The 18,482-nt window shown below is 37.1% G+C and carries 21 protein-coding genes; 2 read left to right on the top strand and 19 right to left on the bottom strand.

The features are described from left to right. The first annotated feature begins 256 nt into the window (after positions 1-256). Positions 257-2,986, top strand: coding sequence for a putative bifunctional diguanylate cyclase/phosphodiesterase (locus tag ACSG5Z_RS21265; RefSeq protein WP_137011075.1), 2,730 nt, complete (start codon positions 257-259; stop codon positions 2,984-2,986). 16 nt (positions 2,987-3,002) lie between these two features. On the opposite strand, the gene ACSG5Z_RS21260 is transcribed toward ACSG5Z_RS21265, so the two are convergent. From ACSG5Z_RS21260 to ACSG5Z_RS21170, 19 genes are all read right to left on the bottom strand, one after another. Continuing rightward, positions 3,003-3,656: a DUF975 family protein gene (locus ACSG5Z_RS21260; protein ID WP_048542679.1), complete on the bottom strand. Its 654-nt coding sequence runs from the start codon at positions 3,654-3,656 to the stop codon at positions 3,003-3,005. Between the two features lie 47 nt (positions 3,657-3,703). After that, positions 3,704-4,486, bottom strand: a complete 783-nt coding sequence (locus ACSG5Z_RS21255) for a DUF975 family protein (RefSeq protein WP_137011079.1) — start codon at positions 4,484-4,486, stop codon at positions 3,704-3,706. 130 nt (positions 4,487-4,616) lie between these two features. Then, the gene (gene atpC / locus ACSG5Z_RS21250; RefSeq protein WP_000847206.1) at positions 4,617-5,018 is read right to left on the bottom strand and encodes a F0F1 ATP synthase subunit epsilon; all 402 of its coding nucleotides are present in this window, start codon (positions 5,016-5,018) and stop codon (positions 4,617-4,619) included. A 20-nt stretch (positions 5,019-5,038) separates the two neighbouring features. After that, positions 5,039-6,448 (bottom strand): F0F1 ATP synthase subunit beta, encoded by a 1,410-nt coding sequence (atpD, locus tag ACSG5Z_RS21245; protein WP_001032603.1) that lies wholly within the window; start codon positions 6,446-6,448, stop codon positions 5,039-5,041. A gap of 364 nt (positions 6,449-6,812) precedes the next feature. Further along, positions 6,813-7,673 carry a F0F1 ATP synthase subunit gamma gene (atpG, locus tag ACSG5Z_RS21240; protein WP_000157696.1) on the bottom strand — a complete coding sequence of 287 codons (861 nt, stop codon included), beginning with the start codon at positions 7,671-7,673 and terminating at the stop codon, positions 6,813-6,815. A 290-nt stretch (positions 7,674-7,963) separates the two neighbouring features. Further along, positions 7,964-9,472, bottom strand: a complete 1,509-nt coding sequence (atpA, locus tag ACSG5Z_RS21235) for a F0F1 ATP synthase subunit alpha (protein WP_000027511.1) — start codon at positions 9,470-9,472, stop codon at positions 7,964-7,966. Between the two features lie 11 nt (positions 9,473-9,483). Continuing rightward, positions 9,484-10,026, bottom strand: coding sequence for a F0F1 ATP synthase subunit delta (gene atpH / locus ACSG5Z_RS21230; RefSeq protein ID WP_000064683.1), 543 nt, complete (start codon positions 10,024-10,026; stop codon positions 9,484-9,486). Further along, positions 10,023-10,529: a F0F1 ATP synthase subunit B gene (atpF, locus tag ACSG5Z_RS21225; protein WP_001142625.1), complete on the bottom strand. Its 507-nt coding sequence runs from the start codon at positions 10,527-10,529 to the stop codon at positions 10,023-10,025. Before atpF ends, atpH begins: the two co-directional genes overlap by 4 nt. Before the next feature lie 129 nt (positions 10,530-10,658). Further along, positions 10,659-10,877, bottom strand: coding sequence for a F0F1 ATP synthase subunit C (gene atpE / locus ACSG5Z_RS21220; RefSeq protein ID WP_000052064.1), 219 nt, complete (start codon positions 10,875-10,877; stop codon positions 10,659-10,661). Between the two features lie 56 nt (positions 10,878-10,933). Next, positions 10,934-11,653 carry a F0F1 ATP synthase subunit A gene (gene atpB, locus ACSG5Z_RS21215; protein WP_048542682.1) on the bottom strand — a complete coding sequence of 240 codons (720 nt, stop codon included), beginning with the start codon at positions 11,651-11,653 and terminating at the stop codon, positions 10,934-10,936. 7 nt (positions 11,654-11,660) lie between these two features. Then, a complete protein-coding gene (locus tag ACSG5Z_RS21210) occupies positions 11,661-12,053 on the bottom strand; it encodes an ATP synthase subunit I (RefSeq protein ID WP_000567600.1) in 393 nt (130 codons plus the stop codon). Continuing rightward, the gene (locus ACSG5Z_RS21205; protein ID WP_001171220.1) at positions 12,053-12,277 is read right to left on the bottom strand and encodes an AtpZ/AtpI family protein; all 225 of its coding nucleotides are present in this window, start codon (positions 12,275-12,277) and stop codon (positions 12,053-12,055) included. Before ACSG5Z_RS21205 ends, ACSG5Z_RS21210 begins: the two co-directional genes overlap by 1 nt. Before the next feature lie 26 nt (positions 12,278-12,303). Further along, on the bottom strand, positions 12,304-12,417 hold the full coding sequence (locus ACSG5Z_RS21200) for a DUF4024 domain-containing protein (RefSeq protein ID WP_048542683.1): 114 nt from the start codon (positions 12,415-12,417) through the stop codon (positions 12,304-12,306). Positions 12,418-12,788: 371 nt separating this feature from the next. Further along, positions 12,789-13,418, bottom strand: a complete 630-nt coding sequence (upp, locus tag ACSG5Z_RS21195; protein ID WP_000517539.1) for a uracil phosphoribosyltransferase — start codon at positions 13,416-13,418, stop codon at positions 12,789-12,791. Between the two features lie 272 nt (positions 13,419-13,690). Beyond that, a complete protein-coding gene (gene glyA / locus ACSG5Z_RS21190) occupies positions 13,691-14,932 on the bottom strand; it encodes a serine hydroxymethyltransferase (RefSeq protein WP_000349796.1) in 1,242 nt (413 codons plus the stop codon). 253 nt (positions 14,933-15,185) lie between these two features. Continuing rightward, positions 15,186-15,803: a TIGR01440 family protein gene (locus ACSG5Z_RS21185; RefSeq protein WP_095205689.1), complete on the bottom strand. Its 618-nt coding sequence runs from the start codon at positions 15,801-15,803 to the stop codon at positions 15,186-15,188. Between the two features lie 21 nt (positions 15,804-15,824). Further along, on the bottom strand, positions 15,825-16,268 hold the full coding sequence (gene rpiB, locus ACSG5Z_RS21180; RefSeq protein WP_000869917.1) for a ribose 5-phosphate isomerase B: 444 nt from the start codon (positions 16,266-16,268) through the stop codon (positions 15,825-15,827). A gap of 96 nt (positions 16,269-16,364) precedes the next feature. Continuing rightward, on the bottom strand, positions 16,365-16,805 hold the full coding sequence (locus tag ACSG5Z_RS21175) for a low molecular weight protein arginine phosphatase (protein ID WP_048542685.1): 441 nt from the start codon (positions 16,803-16,805) through the stop codon (positions 16,365-16,367). 247 nt (positions 16,806-17,052) lie between these two features. Then, positions 17,053-17,550 (bottom strand): PTS sugar transporter subunit IIA, encoded by a 498-nt coding sequence (locus ACSG5Z_RS21170; RefSeq protein WP_435712063.1) that lies wholly within the window; start codon positions 17,548-17,550, stop codon positions 17,053-17,055. 388 nt (positions 17,551-17,938) lie between these two features. On the opposite strand from ACSG5Z_RS21170, the gene ACSG5Z_RS21165 reads away from it, so the two are divergent. Next, positions 17,939-18,325, top strand: coding sequence for a DoxX family protein (locus ACSG5Z_RS21165; protein ID WP_087985979.1), 387 nt, complete (start codon positions 17,939-17,941; stop codon positions 18,323-18,325). Positions 18,326-18,482 lie beyond the last annotated feature (157 nt).

Genomic DNA, 18,482 nt, shown 5'->3' with positions numbered 1-18,482 from the left:
TCACTTAGTAAACAATATGTCCTAGCTGCAGTAATTATTATTTTTAAATTTTTCTAAATAATGCAACTATTTTAATCATTATAGCAAACTTCAAATTCCTATGTCGATATATTGGGGACCGAAACGAGAATTATTAAAATCTATTTTTATAACTCGCTATACCTGTGTAAAATAAGTATAGAAATTATATATATGTTTCAAGAATCAATAAAAAATAAAAAGAGGAATTTATATGTATATACCGTGGGTGAGATAAATGAAAAAACAAACACATGTAAGTATTCTTATAAGCATTATATTGTTATCTATAGCGATTCATTACGTGGCAATGCCCTTTCTATATGAATACTCATTTCCTTTTCAAATATTAATTGGAATGAGTACCTTATTCATTGATATTATCGCTTGTAGTTATATACTTTATTTTTCAAATAGGAAAGAAGGGTTACCTCGTTTATTTTGGACCATTTTATCTGTTGGAACTCTCTCTTATTTCATTGGTGATATGGTCGTTGCCTATCAACGTTTAATTTTAAAGGACTATTATACATTCGTTGATCCGTCCGATTTTTTTTACTTACTTTTTTTAATTACCTTTGCATTTGCGTTTCTATATGAAATCATCTATAACCGCGATTTATTAGAAAAGCTTTTTATGATATGTGATATTTGTATTATTGTTACAGCACAATTCACTTTAAGTTACTACTTACTTATTGAACGCACCATTCACGTTTCTTCAACATCCTATATCGACATATTTGTTCAACTTACCTATCCAATGGCCGATTTGCTCTTTCTTCTCATAGGAATCAATCTGTTATTCAAGCCATTATCCTTATTATCCAAAAAAGTTGGTGCGCTTCTTGGCAGTGCTTTAATTTTATATGCTACTACAGATGCGATTTATGCTTATATCAAATACTTCATACCCGAGTATTCTATGTTTACAGTTACTCCTCTCTATCAAGTAACTTTAGTACTAGTAGCAATCGCCTGTATTCTGCATACAAAAGAACCTGAAAGACAAGAGCAAGTACTATTAACACCTAAACTTGGGGAATCGATCAGATTGTCATTACCTTATATTTCTGTAGTAATGCTTATTGTTTTTATACTAGTTGAATATGTTTTTGCACCTATTGTAGTAATCGGGCTTATAATAACTTTCTCCTTCGTTCTCATACGCCATAGTTTAGTTCGAAAACAAAATAAAATATTATTACTAGCTCAAATGCAATTCAACTCAGAACTCGAAAAACAAATTGAACTACGTACAGAAGATTTAGTAGAACAAAAAAATGAACTATATCATAACCAACAGATGTTTAAATCTTTATACGAGCACCATCCAGATCCAATTTTCACATTAGACTTGTACGGTAATTTTCTCAACGTGAACAACGCTGGTACTACTTTACTCGGTTATCAAACGAATGAATTATTAAAGCAACCATACTATTCACTTACGTATGAAGAAGATTTGGAAGAAATCATTAATGCCTTTCATCGAGTAAAAAAAGGGAAATCTATTTCTTTAGAAGTACGGGCATATCATAAGAATAGGGATATTTACTACTTGCATGTTACAGCAGTTCCTATCTTTTTAAAGGATCATATTTCTGGTGTTTATTTAATGATTAAAGATATTACGGAAAGCAAACAACAACAAGAACAGATTAATTTTCTAGCATATCATGATACTTTAACAGAGCTTGCAAATCGCCGTGCATTTCATCAATATGTAGAACAAGCAATTGCTCGATCCGAAATATCAAAAAGGCCTTTTGCTGTTATGTTTCTCGACCTAGACCGCTTTAAGGTTATTAATGATACCCTCGGTCATAGGGTAGGAGACCTTCTATTAATTGCCGTAGCAAAAAGACTAGAAAGACTATCGACACCAAATATGAAGCTCGCCCGGCTAGCCGGGGATGAGTTCACAATCCTTATCGAAAATTATAAAAAAAGACCTGATGTGAAAAAAATAGCTGATACGATTGTAGCAGCCATGAACGAACCATTCGAAATTGAAAGTCAACATTTACAAATCTCACCGAGCATCGGGATTGCAATATATCCTGAAGCAGGTGAAGATCCATTATCCATTTTACAGCATGCTGATATGGCCATGTACGAAGCAAAAAATAAAGGAAAAAATGGTAGCTCCCTATACACGAAAGAATTGTATAAAAAAATGGAACGAAAAGCTCGAATTGAAAAAGATTTACCACTCGCTTTAGTAAACGAAGAGTTTTATCTCGTCTATCAACCACAAATTGATATTACGACGAAAAAGATTATTGGTGCTGAAGCATTACTACGCTGGAAACACCCACTCCTAGGTGACATTCCGCCATGTGAGTTCATTCCAATTGTAGAAGAGACGCCACAAGTCGTTCCGCTCGGTCATTGGGTATTAAAAGAATCTTGTCGCCAGTTAAAAATATGGCATACTTTCGGCTACACAGATTTAAAAATAAGTGTGAACTTATCCGCAAAAGAGTTTCAGCAAGAGAATTTAATCAACAACATTTCACAAATACTAACAGACATTAAAGTCGATTCAAAGCATGTAACACTTGAGCTAACAGAACGAATTGCAATGATTGATGAAAAAGAAACATTATCAAGACTAAAACAATTAAAGGAATATGGTATTCAAACGTCCATTGATGACTTCGGTACCGGCTATTCTTCTCTCGCTTATTTATCAATTTTCCCTATCGATACGTTAAAAGTACCGAGAGAATTTACACAACTAGCCGATCATCGACCTGAGGAAAGAGCTATCGTTTCCACTATCCTTTCCCTTGCAAATACTTTAAACCTCTCTGTCGTTGCTGAAGGAATTGAAACAGAAAAACAACTTAAGTTTCTACAAAAGAACAACTGTAAATATATGCAAGGTTACTATTTCAGTAAACCACTTACTAGTCATCAATTTATAAAATTTCTACAAAAAACACCCAGTATGAACCAATAGCTCATACTGGGTGTTTTTATAGTGTCGGAATTGTTTTCTCGTAATACTCCTCTGCAATTTCTTCATAAAAAGCTGCTGACGTCGTATAAAAATATGGAATTAGCCATAGGAATCCAATCCCGAGTGTAATACAACTTAATATAAACCAACCAATAAAGCTTAAACATAAAATGAAATACTCCATCTTATGTCCATTCATCATACGACGACTTTCTGTAATAGCTTGATTTATGGAATACTCAGGATGATCATTTATTATAAAGTACGTCATCGCATAAGAAAATGATTTAATAATGCCTGGAATAATAAATAATAAAAACCATAAGAAAATATAAATGTTCACTACTATATATAATAAAAATGACTTTATAAACTTACTTCCTTCTGTAAACCATCTGAATATATGCCCAATACTCGCTTCTTTTTCACGAATGATATGTAGTGCTAAATGATAACCACCTAGCGTTAATGGACCTACCATCAATATTGTAATAACGTCTACTGAAAGTGAGTTATTTACTTCTTTCCAATCCCAAAATTGAAAGAAAATGAAATCAATACTAAAACTAAAAGCTGAAATAAGAATCGAAATCAGTAATGTTGCCCCGACAGCTAATCCCCATTTCCCTTCTAATGAATCTAGCGCTTCTCCTTTTAAATCACTAATCATATTGTTCCTCCTATACGTAATAACTCTATTAGTATAGCATGTTCCTACTACAATTCATCTTTTGAAAGATAGCGATAAAAATGCGCTGTCGTTGTACTCATATACGGGCTAAGCCAAAGAAAACCTATTCCAAGTGTTAAAATCGCTAAAATACCCCATCCTATAAAACTGAGCCATAAAAGAAATAAATCTAACTTATGTCCCTTCATAAGATGTTTACTTTCTTTCATTGCTCGTGACACACTATACTCTGCATTTTCAATCATTACATAGTACGTCATCGCATAAGAAAAATACATCACAATCATAACAACGATTGAAATAGCTAATAGTACAAAGAAAGCGATAGTAAACGACGTATTTCCTTCTTCACCGAAAAATGCGAATAAGGCTACTAGCAACATTGGAATCCATGTACCTGTATATAACAAAATCGCAAGCATTGCCCACATCGTTTTCATCATTCTTTTAAAGCCACGAAACCCTTCGAATAAGTGATCTACTTTAACACCTTCTCGTTTACTCATCTGTAAAAATACATTTGTATAACCGTATGATGTAATTCCATACGATGCGTTACTCAAAATTATTATGATGCAATAAAAAATACCAAATGTAATACCTGCTCCAATTGATATTGTTTCCTCTTCAAGTGAACCTGTTAAACCAGCAAATAGTAAAAATATAATAACTCCTGGAATTAAAAGTATAAGCATTACAGCCATTGAAACAACATAACTTAAAATAAAATATAAAATCGTTGATCCAACACCTAGTCCCCATTTTCCCTTTAAAGAGTGCAACGCTTCTCGTTTCATTTCACCGATCATTTATTCATCCCCTTTATAAATTGTTGTACATTCTCTACTTATACAAGCATCAATATAATTATACCATTTTTGTAAAATTATCCATGAACTACACAAAAAAATCCGTAAAGGCAAAGCCTTTACGGATTTTTTATTTCATATCGGAAACGTTTAAACGGTTCACAGCACGTTGTAATGCCATTTCTGCACGTCTAAAGTCAACATGTGCTTGTTTATCTTGCATACGTTGCTCAGCGCGACGCTTCGCTTCATTTGCACGATGGATATCGATATGGTTTGCTTCTTCAGCAGATGATGATAATACAGTTACTTTATCTGGACGAACTTCGATAAAGCCACCGCTTACTGCTACATAATCAGTGTGTCCACCATGTTTCAGACGAACTGCACTAATTTTTAATGGTGCAACAGTTGGAATGTGACCTGGTAAGATCCCCATTTCCCCACTCTCTGCTTTTACGCTTACCATTTCTACTTCTTTTTCGTAAACCGGTCCATCAGGAGTTACAATACTGACTGGAAATGTCTTCATAATTCGTCCCTCCTAAGGCCTTACGCCATCATTTTCTTCGCGTTTTCAATAACTTCTTCAATACCACCTACAAGACGGAATGCATCTTCTGGAAGGTCATCATATTTTCCTTCTAGAATTTCTTTAAATCCGCTAACTGTATTTTTTACAGGTACGTAAGAACCTTTTTGACCTGTAAACTGCTCAGCTACGTGGAAGTTTTGAGATAAGAAGAATTGAATACGACGAGCACGATGTACAACTAACTTATCTTCTTCAGATAACTCATCCATACCTAAGATAGCAATGATATCTTGAAGCTCTTTATAACGCTGTAAAGTTTGCTGTACTTGACGAGCTACTTCATAATGCTCTTCTCCTACGATTTCTGGAGAAAGTGCACGAGATGTAGATGCTAATGGATCTACGGCTGGGTAAATACCCATTTGTGTTAAACGACGCTCTAAGTTTGTTGTTGCATCTAAGTGAGCGAACGTTGTAGCTGGTGCTGGATCCGTATAGTCATCGGCTGGTACATATACCGCTTGGATAGACGTGATAGACCCTTTATTTGTAGATGTAATACGCTCTTGTAATTGACCCATTTCTGTTGCAAGTGTCGGTTGGTAACCTACCGCAGATGGCATACGACCAAGAAGGGCAGATACTTCAGAACCTGCTTGCGTGAAACGGAAGATGTTATCGATGAACAATAGTACGTCTTGTCCTTGCTCATCACGGAAATGTTCAGCCATTGTTAAACCTGTTAATGCAACACGTTGACGTGCTCCAGGTGGCTCATTCATTTGTCCGAATACCATCGCAGTTTTCTTAATTACGCCAGAATCGCTCATTTCGTGGTATAAATCGTTACCCTCACGAGTACGCTCACCTACACCAGCGAATACAGAGATACCACCGTGTTCTTGTGCGATGTTGTTAATTAATTCCTGAATTAATACAGTTTTACCTACACCGGCACCACCGAATAGACCGATCTTACCACCCTTAATGTAAGGAGCAAGTAAGTCTACTACTTTAATACCAGTTTCAAGAATTTCTACTTTAGTAGATAATTCTTCGAATGCAGGTGCTTGACGGTGAATTGGATCACGGCGTACATCGGCAGGAACCTCACCATCTAAGTCAATTGCATCACCTAATACGTTAAATACGCGACCAAGTGTTGCATCACCAACTGGTACAGAGATTGCTTTACCAGTATCTTCTACTTCTGTACCACGAACAAGTCCGTCTGTGGAAGACATTGCAACTGTACGAACTGTATCATCACCTAAATGAAGTGCAACTTCAAATGTTAAGTTAATGCTTGTTCCGTTTTCGTTGCTTTGTTTTACCGTAAGGGCGTTGTAGATTTCTGGTAGCTTTCCGCCATCAAACTTAACGTCTACAACCGGACCCATGATTTGCGTAACGCGCCCTTTATTCATCGGGTTCCCTCCTAGCTTTCTTTTAATTAGCCAACTTGCTACGAGCAGTTAGCTTTTCATTTTTTATTGGTTTATAGCTTACGCAACTCTTTTGAAAGAGCCGCCTACGCTTTTTATTGAATCTAGTTCCAGCGGCTAGAACAGTCGGTCATTTCGCGCCTTCCTGCGAGGCAAAGAACGCCTCTTTGTCAGGAAGCTCCAATGCCCTCTTGTTCTGGACGAGCCGCTTCCACTTTTTACTGAATCTAGCTCCGGCGGTTAGAATGTTCGGTGGCTTCGCTTTTTCCTACGAGGCACAAATCGCCTCTAGGTCAAAAGCTCCATCCCCCTCTCATTCTGAACGAACCGCCTACGCTTTTTATTACTACTCTAACGCTGCTGCTCCACCAACGATTTCCGTAATTTCTTGCGTAATCGCTGCCTGACGCGCACGGTTGAATGAAAGTGTAAGTGAATCGATAACTTCCATTGCGTTGTCTGTAGCACTCTTCATTGCTGTCATACGCGCTGCGTGTTCACTTGCTTTACCGTCTAGTAATGCACCGTACACTAAGCTTTCTGCGTATTGTGGCAATAGTACTTTTAAAATTTCTTCTTCAGAAGGTTCGAATTCATAAGCTGTCGTCGGTTTGTCAGACGCCACATCAGTAAGCGGTAAAATTTTATTTTCCGTTACTTCTTGTGAAATTTTACTTACGTAATGGTTGTAGTAAATATACAGCTCATCATAAGCACCATCTGCAAACATCGCAATTGCTCGAGAAGCAAGATCTTTAATATCAGTAAATGATGGGTGGTCAGATAGTCCAACTACTTCATCAATGATATTAAAACCGCGACGTTTTAAATAATCACGTCCTAGTCGGCCAAGCACAATAATTGAATATTGGTTTGAATCCATATTATGACGTTCACGAATTACGTTACTTACTGTACGTAATACGTTACTGTTATAACCACCTGCTAGTCCGCGATCAGATGTAATAACGATGTACCCTGTACGCTTTACAGGACGCGCATTTAGCATCGGATGATTAATTCCTTTACTTCCTTGCGCAATGCTCGCTACTACTTCTTGAATCTTTTCCATATACGGAACGAAAGATTTAGCATTTTGCTCTGCACGGTTTAACTTAGATGCAGATACCATCTCCATCGCTTTCGTAATTTGACTCGTTTTCTTTGTCGAGTTAATCTTCGCTTTTATATCGCGTAAAGATGCCACAGGTTTTCACCACCTTTTTTCCGGAAGTTGGCACGATTAGTAAGAATTCTCTTCCTAATCTACGTTGCAAGATATTCTTGCTCATGATTGAAGGAAAAGAATAGGTGCACCTACTCTTTTCCTTTACATAACCGTCAGCAATCTCAAAACTTGAGATGCCTTATATATATACTATCTAGCTCCAGCGGCTTGAATGCTCGGTGGCTTCACTTCTTCCTATGAGGCAAAAACCGCCTCTTCGTCAGAAGCTCCATCCCCCTCACATTCAGAACGAGCCGCTTCCGCTTTTATTATTCAGAAGCTACAAATACTTTTTTAAATCCATTAATTGCTGCTGCAAATTTGTCGTCATCCGCAAGTTTCTTAGTTGTGCGGATTTCTTCTAATAAGTCAGTCGCATTAGAATCTAACCAAGCATGGAATTCTTCTTCAAAACGAGTGATATCTACTACTGGGATATCATCTAGGAATCCACGTGTTAAAGCGTAAAGAATGATAACTTGTTTCTCTACACGTAATGGTTTGTGTAATCCTTGTTTTAATACCTCAACAGTACGAGCACCACGGTTTAGTTTCGCTTGAGTTGCTTTATCAAGGTCAGAACCGAACTGAGCGAACGCTTCTAACTCACGGTAAGATGCAAGGTCAAGACGAAGTGTACCTGATACTTTACTCATTGCTTTAATCTGAGCAGATCCACCTACACGAGATACAGAAGTACCCGCATCGATTGCTGGACGTACGCCAGAGAAGAATAGGTCAGATTGTAAGAAGATTTGTCCATCCGTAATAGAAATTACGTTTGTTGGGATGTAAGCTGATACGTCCCCTGCTTGTGTTTCGATGAAAGGTAGTGCAGTTAAAGAACCGCCGCCTCTTGCATCACTTAATTTTGCTGCACGCTCTAATAAGCGAGAATGTAAGTAGAATACATCCCCTGGATATGCTTCACGACCTGGAGGACGACGTAATAGTAATGAAAGCTCACGGTAAGCCGCTGCTTGTTTTGATAAGTCATCATATACTACTAATACGTGTTTACCATTGTACATGAACTCTTCACCCATTGTTACACCAGCATAAGCAGCTAAGTATAATAATGGAGCTGGTTGAGAAGCTGATGCAGTTACAACGATTGTGTAATCTAATGCACCGTGCTTACGTAGTGTTTCTACTACGTTACGTACAGTTGATTCTTTTTGTCCGATAGCTACATAGATACAAATCATATCTTCATCTTTTTGGTTAATGATTGTATCAAGTGCAACTGCTGTTTTACCTGTTTGACGGTCACCAATGATTAACTCACGTTGACCACGGCCAATTGGTACAAGAGCATCGATCGCTTTAATACCTGTTTGAAGTGGCTCATGAACAGATTTACGATCCATTACACCTGGTGCTGGACTTTCGATTGGACGAGTGTTTGTTGTATTGATTGGGCCTAAACCATCAACTGGTTGACCTAATGGGTTTACAACACGACCGATTAGTTCTTTTCCTACTGGTACTTGCATGATGCGACCAGTACGACGAACTTCGTCACCTTCACGAATTTCTGTGTAAGGTCCTAAAATAATGATACCTACGTTGTTTTCCTCTAAGTTTTGTGCTAGTCCCATAACGCCGTTAGAGAACTCTACAAGTTCACCAGCCATAACGTTATCAAGACCATGAGCACGCGCAATACCGTCACCAACTTGGATAACTGTACCAACATCACTAACTTCGATTTCAGACTGATAGTTCTCGATTTGTTGCTTTATCAGTGCGCTAATTTCTTCAGCTCTGATGCTCATGTGCTTCACCCCTATCTATTCTTCATTAATTCACGCTGAATACGTGCTAATTTTCCTTGCAAGCTTCCGTCGTAAATGCGATTTCCAATACGTACTTTAATGCCGCCTAGTAAATCTTCATCTACAACATTTTTTACGCGAATTGCATCTTTTCCCGTTCTCTTTGCAAATGCTTCTGCAATGTTAAGCTTCTCTTCTTCTGATAGAAGACGAGTAGAATATACAGTTGCGTCGGCTACGTTACGTTCTTCATTAGCAAGAACAACATATTCATCTGCAATTTCAGGTAAGATATCAATGCGTTTGTTATCAATTAAAATATATAACGTATTTAAAATAGATTCAGAAACAGATCCGAATACGTTCGCAAGAAACGTTTTCTTCTGCTCTTTTGAAATGTTCGGTTGCGTTAAAAAGCTATGTAGTTCTCCGTTCTTTACATAAACGTTTTGTACAAGGCGTAATTCCTCTTCAAACATTTCTAATACGTGTTTTTCTTTTGCAATTTTAAAAAGAGCGACAGCATAACGTTTTGCTACAATCCCATTGCTCATCGCGCTTCTCCTACTTCTTTAATATAATCGCGAATTAACTTAACTTGATCTTCTTCTTTTAACTCTTTTTCAATTACTTTAGAAGCAATTTGAACAGATAAAGAAGCGACTTGTTCTTGTAAAGCAGCAATCGCTTGCTCTTTTTCGCGTTGAATTTCTTGTACAGCAGATGCTTTAATTGATTCTGCTTCTTCTTTCGCAGCAGCAACAATAACATCTTTTTGATCTACAGCTTGTTTTTTCGCTCTTTCGATTAACTCTTGTGCTTCAACACGCGATTGTTTTAACATTTCACGTTGTTCTTCTACTAATTTCTTCGCTTCAGCGTTACTTCTTTCTGCAGCGTCGATTTCATTAGTAACATGCTCTTCACGTTCTTTCATAATTCCCATTAAAGGGCCCCACGCGAATTTGCGTAGCATTACTAATAGAAGTAAGAAAATGAACAATGTATAAGCAATCGTTCCAAATGGAATGGAAGCCCCTAATAATAAAGTTGGCACAAGGATTCACTCCCTTCAAAATATCTAAATTGATCATATGAAAAAAAAAGACATACGTTTCGTTCATAAAGCAATGGCGAAGAAAGTTCGGAAAAACACTCTTCGCCATCTATGTAAGGGGAGTCTCCCTTATTTGTTCATTACGATGAATGCAATAACTACACCGATGATTGGAAGTGCCTCAACTAAAGCAACCCCGATGAACATAATTGTTTGAAGCGCGCCTTTTAATTCTGGTTGACGAGCAACACCTTCGATTGTACGTGATACGATAAGACCGTTACCAATACCTGCACCTAATGCTGATAAACCAATTGCAATTGCAGCTGCGATTACACCTAAACTCATTTAATTTGTCCTCCTTTGTATTATAAAAAAATAAATTTTTTCTTACTTAAATTATATTAATGGTCATGGCTTACTTTATGAGCCATATAAACCATCGTTAACATAACGAAAATAAATGACTGGATTGATCCAACGAATACACTGAATCCCATCCATGCTAACATTGGTACAAGCGCACCTAATGCTCCAAGGAATGATGCCCCGCCTAACTTAGCAAGTAATCCTAATAAGATCTCACCTGCATAAATGTTACCGAATAAACGAAGACCTAACGTTAATGTGTTAGCAAACTCCTCAATAACCTTTAATGGGAATAAGAATTTCATAGGCTGGAAATAACCTTTTACGTATTCTTTCGTACCCTTCATCTTAATTCCATAATAATGGGTGAGGGTAACTACCATCACGGCTAATGTTAATGTAACTGCTGGATCAGACGTTGGTGATCTCCACCATGCAATATGTTCGCCAGCCTCAACTGTTGAATACATGAATGGTAAACCAAGGAAGTTCGATACGATGATAAACATGATAAGCGTAACGCCAAGCGTTAAGAAACGTCCACCTGTTTTCCAGTCCATCGTACTATTGATAATCCCTTTCACGAAGTCAAACACCCATTCCATGAAGTTTTGCATCCCGGTTGGGCGAAGGGCTAAACTGCGAGTTCCGATAACAGCGATTAAGAAAACTATAACTGCTGCTACAGTAACCATCATAACTGATGACAAATCGAACGTTAAACCTAGAAATTTAACTAATTTACCGTGTTCCACTAGTAATTCACCTCTCTTCCCTGCTCTTATACTCTAAATAAAGAAAATCTATGATCATGACAAGGTATCCTGTCAGCAATCCTACACCTAGGCCCCACATCGCGATTAACTCTTGATATTTGGCTGCAAATAAAATTAATAATCCAATCGTGGCGAATCTCGAATATGTACTTACCGCTGTCGCCTTAAACTTCACGTTTTCTCCATTTGTTACGCGATCCAACAGCTTGTCTGTTCTACGTGCAATGATGCGCAAACTAAGAAAACTGAAAATCGTTCCGATAATCAGCCCAAGAAATACATCCTTGTAAGAGGTGAATCCCCATCCTAGCACTAGAAGCGCAAGCAAGTAGTACATATATTTCTTTTGTCTTTGGACAAGTCCATGTACGTCTATCATCATTGCTCTCCCGAATAGTAATGTCGAATGAGTCGAATCATTGCGTATATCCCTGTTCCTAATCCGAGTAATAACCCTATAATAAGAAACAATGGAAACGTTCCAACCTTACTATCAATCCACTGCCCACCAAAGATTCCAATAAGAATAGAACCGACTAACTGAGCAAGAATACCTGACATTAAAGCATAAGCTTTTATATGGCTGCGATCGTTTTTTTGCAAGGATTCATCCCTCCAATATGTAACCCTCATTCACGATGTGTTAATAATAACTCATTTTTTTGCATAAATCCTATACAAATTAAAAAGTTTACATTTTCGTCACGGAATAGATGTATTTTTGTCACTGAAAGCCCTACCATCTATCCCCGTTGTTAGCATACAATAGGGTATTAACAGTGTCAACGAGAAATCGTAAAAAATCAAAAAATTTGAGTATTAGTCATTTCCTCCCAAAAATGAAAACGTTCCCCTTCTAAATACTGGTTAGAGATATGCAATTTCTAGCAGTTTTCTCATTATAATAGAAGGAAATGTTCACAAGTTTGTCACTATTATATTTTTACGATATAACGCTTTCCTTCCATAATATAGTGCTCTTTAGACGTAAGACTTCTATATTATATGTGGTGTGTATTCAACTTATGTTGTATATACTATGTATATTTATCCCCCCTCCCCTACCTCATCATAGTACAAAAAAACGAGAGGGAATCCCCTCTCGTCAGTTGTCTTACTTCGTTCCGAATAAACGGTCACCAGCATCACCAAGACCTGGTACTACATATCCGTGATCATTTAATTTCTCATCTAATGCTGCTACATAAATATCAACATCAGGATGTTCTTCTTGTACTACTTTTACTCCTTCTGGAGCTGCAACGATACACATTAATTTAATTTGTTTTGCACCGCGCTTTTTCAGAGAGTTAATTGCTTCAGCTGCAGAACCACCTGTTGCTAGCATCGGATCTAGTACGATAAAGTCACGTTCTTCTACATCCGTTGGAAGTTTCACATAGTATTCTACCGGTTGTAACGTTTTAGGGTCACGGTATAAACCAACGTGTCCTACTTTTGCTGCTGGAATTAATTTCAGAATTCCATCAACCATTCCTAAACCTGCACGTAAAATCGGAATTAAACCAAGCTTTTTACCAGCGATCACTTTTGTTGTCGCTTTGCTTACAGGTGTTTCAATTTCAATGTCTTTAAGTGGAAGATCGCGAGTAATTTCGAAAGCCATTAAACTTGCTACTTCGTCCACTAATTCACGAAAATCTTTCGTACCTGTATTCTTATCGCGAATATATGTAATCTTATGTTGAATTAACGGGTGATCAAATACATACAGTTTTCCCATGTGAATCTCTCCTTTAGATGATATTCATGCGTTTGCACGCTTTTTTACACTATTTACGATTGTAAAGAAAACGCTACTAATATTCAAGGGCAAATTTGGCAAAATCATGATTTTACGATGAATCTATCTAGTATCTTTACCAATTATGGGAGCTGTATCCTTCATTATATCGCCAAAATTTATTCATCATTTGTATACATACTTAACGAACAATATATGTCCAAAAAAAAAACTGCCAAAACAATTACGTCTCAGCAGTCTTCTTTAATCTATTATAGGTCTGTGTACATTGGGAATTTGCTCGTTAACGCTTCTACACGCTTACTTGCTTCTTCTAATGCAGCTTCATTTTCATGATTTTTTAATGTGTAAGCAATAAGTGACGCAATTTCATCCATTTCTTCTAAACCGAAACCACGAGATGTTACAGCTGCCGTACCGATACGTACACCGCTTGTTACAAATGGGCTTGCTGTTTCAAATGGAATTGTATTTTTGTTCACTGTAATACCAACTTCATCTAACACGTGCTCTGCTACTTTACCTGTGATTTCTAAGTTACGAACATCAATCAGGATTAAATGATTGTCTGTTCCACCAGAAACAAGTGTAAGTCCTTCTTTTTGAAGACCTTCAGCTAAGCGATTCGCATTATTAATGATATTTTGTGCATATGTTTTAAAATCATCTTGTAGTGTCTCACCAAATGCAACAGCTTTTGCAGCGATTACGTGCATAAGTGGACCACCTTGAATACCAGGGAAGATTGATTTATCAATTTGTTTTGCAAATTGCTCTTCACATAAAATCATACCACCACGTGGACCACGTAATGTTTTATGTGTTGTCGTTGTAACGAAATGCGCGTGTGGTACTGGGTTTGGATGTAAACCAGCAGCTACTAAACCAGCGATATGTGCCATATCAACCATAAAGTATGCACCCACTTCATCTGCAATCTCACGGAATCGTTTGAAATCGATAACACGAGGATATGCACTTGCACCTGCAACGATTAATTTTGGTTTATGTTCTTTCGCTTTTGCTAATACATCATCGTAATTAATACGGTGAGATTCAGCATCCACGCCATATTCTACGAAATTATATTGTACTCCACTGAAGTTAACAGGGCTTCCGTGTGTTAAGTGACCACCATGAGATAAATTCATACCAAGTACTGTATCGCCTTGCTCTAAAATCGTAAAGTATACTGCCATGTTCGCTTGTGCACCAGAATGTGGTTGAACATTTACATGCTCTGCACCAAAAATTTCTTTCGCGCGGTCACGTGCGATATCTTCCACTACGTCTACGTGCTCACAGCCACCATAGTAACGTTTTCCAGGATATCCCTCAGCATACTTATTCGTTAAAACAGAACCTTGCGCCTCCATTACTGCTTCACTTACGAAGTTTTCCGAAGCAATTAACTCAATCTTTGAACGCTGTCTTCCTAGTTCTGCCTCAATTGCAGCAAATACCTTTTCATCTTGACGTTTTAAATGATCCACCAAAATCCCCCTTTTCTGAACGAATTACATCGATTCCCAATAGTTTTTTCTCATTTATTCAGAAAAAACGAAAATTCAGGTTGTAATTCTTTCGAACCTTCATGTTTTCAACTACATTCTAACATGACTTTCTATATCATAAAAGAAAAAAAAGACCGAAAACCGGTCTTTTCTTTCTTCTATTATAAAGTCAGACTACATACCTTTTATCTTTCGATATAAGGCTATTATGCGACTTTATAATTTTTCATGTCTAACGGCAAGTTATAGTCTCTTCCTTCGCCGCATAAACAGCACGTGCTCCACCAATTAGTTTTCCACGTGTCGTGGCCATCGTTACATGCGCACTTCCAATTTCCTTCACACCTGTACGAACCGGAACAGCTACATGCTTTAAATGCATACCGATAAATGTATCACCAATATCCATTCCTGCATCTGCTTTAATAAACTCAATTACTACCGGATCTTTCAAATTGTGATACGCATATGTTGCTAATGCACCACCTGCTGATCTAACAGGCGTAACTGTTACAATTTCAAATTGATATTTCATCGCCAACTCTCTCTCAACTACTAAAGCACGGTTTAAATGCTCGCAACATTGAAACGCCAACTCAATACCTGTTTGTTCTTGAAATTGTTTTAACTCAGAAAAAATCGCCTCTGCTACTTCCATCGTTCCTGATGTCCCAATTCTTTCTCCTAGCACTTCGCTCGTGCTACACCCCACTACAAAAATTTGTCCACTTTGTAATGAAGCTTGTTCTTGGAAATCAGCAAGCGAAATTTGTAACTGTTCTCTTACCTTTACGATTTCTGTCATTACGCCTCTTCCTTTCACAGGTTGGTTCACCAAATTATATTTCATACTACTTCTAGTTAGAATCTATTACTTTGTTTCGTATGTTTTAATTTTTCCTACGCGGTTTTCGTGACGACCACCTTCATAGTCAGTTGTTAACCAAATTTTTGCGATGTCACGTGCTAGACCTGCACCAATTACACGCTCGCCCATTGCTAACATGTTCGTATCATTATGCTCTCTCGTTGCTTTCGCACTGAAAGTATCATGAACTAATGCACAACGAATACCATTTACTTTGTTTGCTGCAATTGACATACCGATGCCTGTCCCACAAACTAAAATACCACGATCTACCTCGCCATTCGCTACCATTTCCGCTGCTGGAAACGCAAAATCAGGGTAATCAACAGAACCAGCTTCACATTCACAACCTAAATCAATATATTCAATATTTAACTCTTCTAATAAACTTACAAGTTCTTTACGGATATTCATACCGCCGTGATCAGATGCTACTACTACTTTCATTTTTACCCCTCCAAAGTTTCAATCAATTATCTTCATTTCTCACTCGTTACCTTAACGGAACGAAGTAATCTCCAATATCGTATTATACACGAAACATCAACCTTCTGAATGTTTTTTCAGTAAAGTTTGTACAAGTTTTTCCATCTCTTCTAACGTTTCTTTATAAATAGAAAGTGAACCGCCAAATGGATCTGAAATATCCTTACTTATCCCCTCAGTTACTCCATATAATGTATCCACTTTCTTTTCAACACTCGGATAATGCCCAAGTACAATTTGCTTATGGTTTTCCGTCATTGTTACTACAATATCTGCCCAATCAATCAAAGCTTCATTTATCTGTTGTGAAGCATGATCGATTGTAATTCCCTTTTCAGCTAAAGCTTCCTTTGCATATATCGACGCATCACTTCCAGGATAGGCGAAAACACCAGCAGATTGCACTTCAAACTTCCCTTCTCCATGATGACGAAGTAACGCCTCAGCCATCGGGCTACGGCATGTATTTCCAGTGCAAATAAATAACACTCGTTCCATCCAAACCCACCCCTTTTCTTCTTTTTCCTATCTTTCATCATAACGTACATAAGAATAGAACAAAAGAAATGTGAATATACGAAAGGCGCATTTCTCTTATATTTTTTCTAAGAAAAATGCGCCTTATCCACATATATGTGAAACCCTATTTCCAAGTGCCTAGAGTATTTTAACATACATAGCAAGCGTACTACAAAACAAAAGAAGGAATCCATTTCATATGAAACGGATTCCTCTTATACAATAATTATTTCATTTTAACTTTCATTACTTCTGTTGAACCTTTTGTAGCTGTTACGCCTACAGTTGTTTTAATAGACTCAGCTGCATCTGTGTTTGTAATAACGATTGGAGTAATTGTACTTTTCGCTTTTTCACGGATTAATTCTAAGTCGAATGAGATTAATTTATCTCCAGCTTTTACAGCTTGGCCTTCAGAAACGTGAGCTTCGAAACCTTCGCCTTCCATTTTTACAGTTTCTAATCCAACGTGGATTAAAATTTCTGTACCGTTTTTCGCTTTAATTCCTACAGCATGTTTTGTGTGGAATAATTGTACGATTTCACCATCAACTGGAGATACAACTAGACCTTCAGTAGGATCGATTGCAACACCTTCACCCATCATACGACCAGCGAATACTGGATCTGGTACTTCTTCAATATTTTTCACTGCTCCAGTTAATGGAGCTACGATTGTTTCTTCATTTGTTTTTGAACCAAAACCGAATAATTTTTTAAACATAGGATAGTCCTCCTCATAATTTACCTAAAAGTTTATAGGGCAATCCCTAGTAAAACTCGGGATACATGTAAGACTTCATACTTCGAATATTATACTGTAAAAACGCTTTCGAAATAAATTACGTCATTACTAATAGACTCTTATTGTAGCTCTTTGCAAAATTCCAGTCAATTCTGATTGTCTGAATAACAATAAGAAGTTAACTTCTACTTATATTTTCTCTTTTTTTACCCAACTTGTCTAGAGGTCTTTACTACATTTTGCTTTTTGTCGCTAATTTGTAAAATTATTTTCAAACTTTTTTCGAAACCCACTTGACTAAAGTAAGTAACTATTTTATTATTACTTACATAAGATAAGTTAATAACTTTTAGGAGGTTTTTTTGAAATGATGGATATCGGTCTTCTTATTATTCGTCTTATTATAGGTATTACATTCATGGGTCATGGTGCTCAAAAACTATTTGGTTGGTTCGGCGGTTACGGTTTAAAAGGAACAGGCGGCTGGATGGAGTCAATCGGTTTACGTCCTGGTGTATTCATGGCATTTATGGCTGGCGCAACTGAATTATTAGGTGGCTTCTTATTCGCATCAGGTATTTTCACTGCAATTGGTTCATTATTTATCGTTGGAACAATGTTAATGGCAATCTTCACTGTTCACGGAAAAAATGGTTACTGGGTAACACAAAACGGATATGAATACAATTTAATGTTAATCGCTGTTGCTGTCGGAGTAGCTTTAATCGGACCTGGGGCATACGTTTTATTATAATTTTTATCTTGAATTCGAGATTATTTAGACGGAACTTACTTCAATCACAATGAAGTAAGTTCTTTTTATGTAATAAAAATATTATTTTCAGCAGGAGTTTTCCACTAACATCTTGTAAACAAACAATAAGTCGTCATATTTAGAAAGGGGATTTTAC

The sequence above is a fragment of the Bacillus pretiosus genome (assembly GCF_051294775.1).
Classification (GTDB): Bacteria; Bacillota; Bacilli; order Bacillales; family Bacillaceae_G; genus Bacillus_A; species Bacillus_A wiedmannii.
This window is presented reverse-complemented; position numbering and strand designations above follow the sequence as displayed.

Coding starts and splice junctions, on each gene's coding strand:
- atpA (WP_000027511.1), bottom strand. CDS start 9,472: ATGAGCATCAGAGCTGAAGAAATTAGCGCACTGATAAAGCAACAAATC.
- ACSG5Z_RS21170 (WP_435712063.1), bottom strand. CDS start 17,550: ATGTTTAAAAAATTATTCGGTTTTGGTTCAAAAACAAATGAAGAAACA.
- ACSG5Z_RS21175 (WP_048542685.1), bottom strand. CDS start 16,805: ATGGAACGAGTGTTATTTATTTGCACTGGAAATACATGCCGTAGCCCG.
- upp (WP_000517539.1), bottom strand. CDS start 13,418: ATGGGAAAACTGTATGTATTTGATCACCCGTTAATTCAACATAAGATT.
- rpiB (WP_000869917.1), bottom strand. CDS start 16,268: ATGAAAGTAGTAGTAGCATCTGATCACGGCGGTATGAATATCCGTAAA.
- ACSG5Z_RS21255 (WP_137011079.1), bottom strand. CDS start 4,486: ATGATCGGTGAAATGAAACGAGAAGCGTTGCACTCTTTAAAGGGAAAA.
- ACSG5Z_RS21200 (WP_048542683.1), bottom strand. CDS start 12,417: ATGGTAGGGCTTTCAGTGACAAAAATACATCTATTCCGTGACGAAAAT.
- ACSG5Z_RS21210 (WP_000567600.1), bottom strand. CDS start 12,053: ATGATAGACGTACATGGACTTGTCCAAAGACAAAAGAAATATATGTAC.
- atpE (WP_000052064.1), bottom strand. CDS start 10,877: ATGAGTTTAGGTGTAATCGCAGCTGCAATTGCAATTGGTTTATCAGCA.
- atpC (WP_000847206.1), bottom strand. CDS start 5,018: ATGAAGACATTTCCAGTCAGTATTGTAACTCCTGATGGACCGGTTTAC.
- ACSG5Z_RS21260 (WP_048542679.1), bottom strand. CDS start 3,656: ATGATTAGTGATTTAAAAGGAGAAGCGCTAGATTCATTAGAAGGGAAA.
- ACSG5Z_RS21185 (WP_095205689.1), bottom strand. CDS start 15,803: ATGAAATATAATTTGGTGAACCAACCTGTGAAAGGAAGAGGCGTAATG.
- ACSG5Z_RS21265 (WP_137011075.1), top strand. CDS start 257: ATGAAAAAACAAACACATGTAAGTATTCTTATAAGCATTATATTGTTA.
- ACSG5Z_RS21165 (WP_087985979.1), top strand. CDS start 17,939: ATGATGGATATCGGTCTTCTTATTATTCGTCTTATTATAGGTATTACA.
- atpD (WP_001032603.1), bottom strand. CDS start 6,448: ATGAATAAAGGGCGCGTTACGCAAATCATGGGTCCGGTTGTAGACGTT.
- atpH (WP_000064683.1), bottom strand. CDS start 10,026: ATGAGCAATGGGATTGTAGCAAAACGTTATGCTGTCGCTCTTTTTAAA.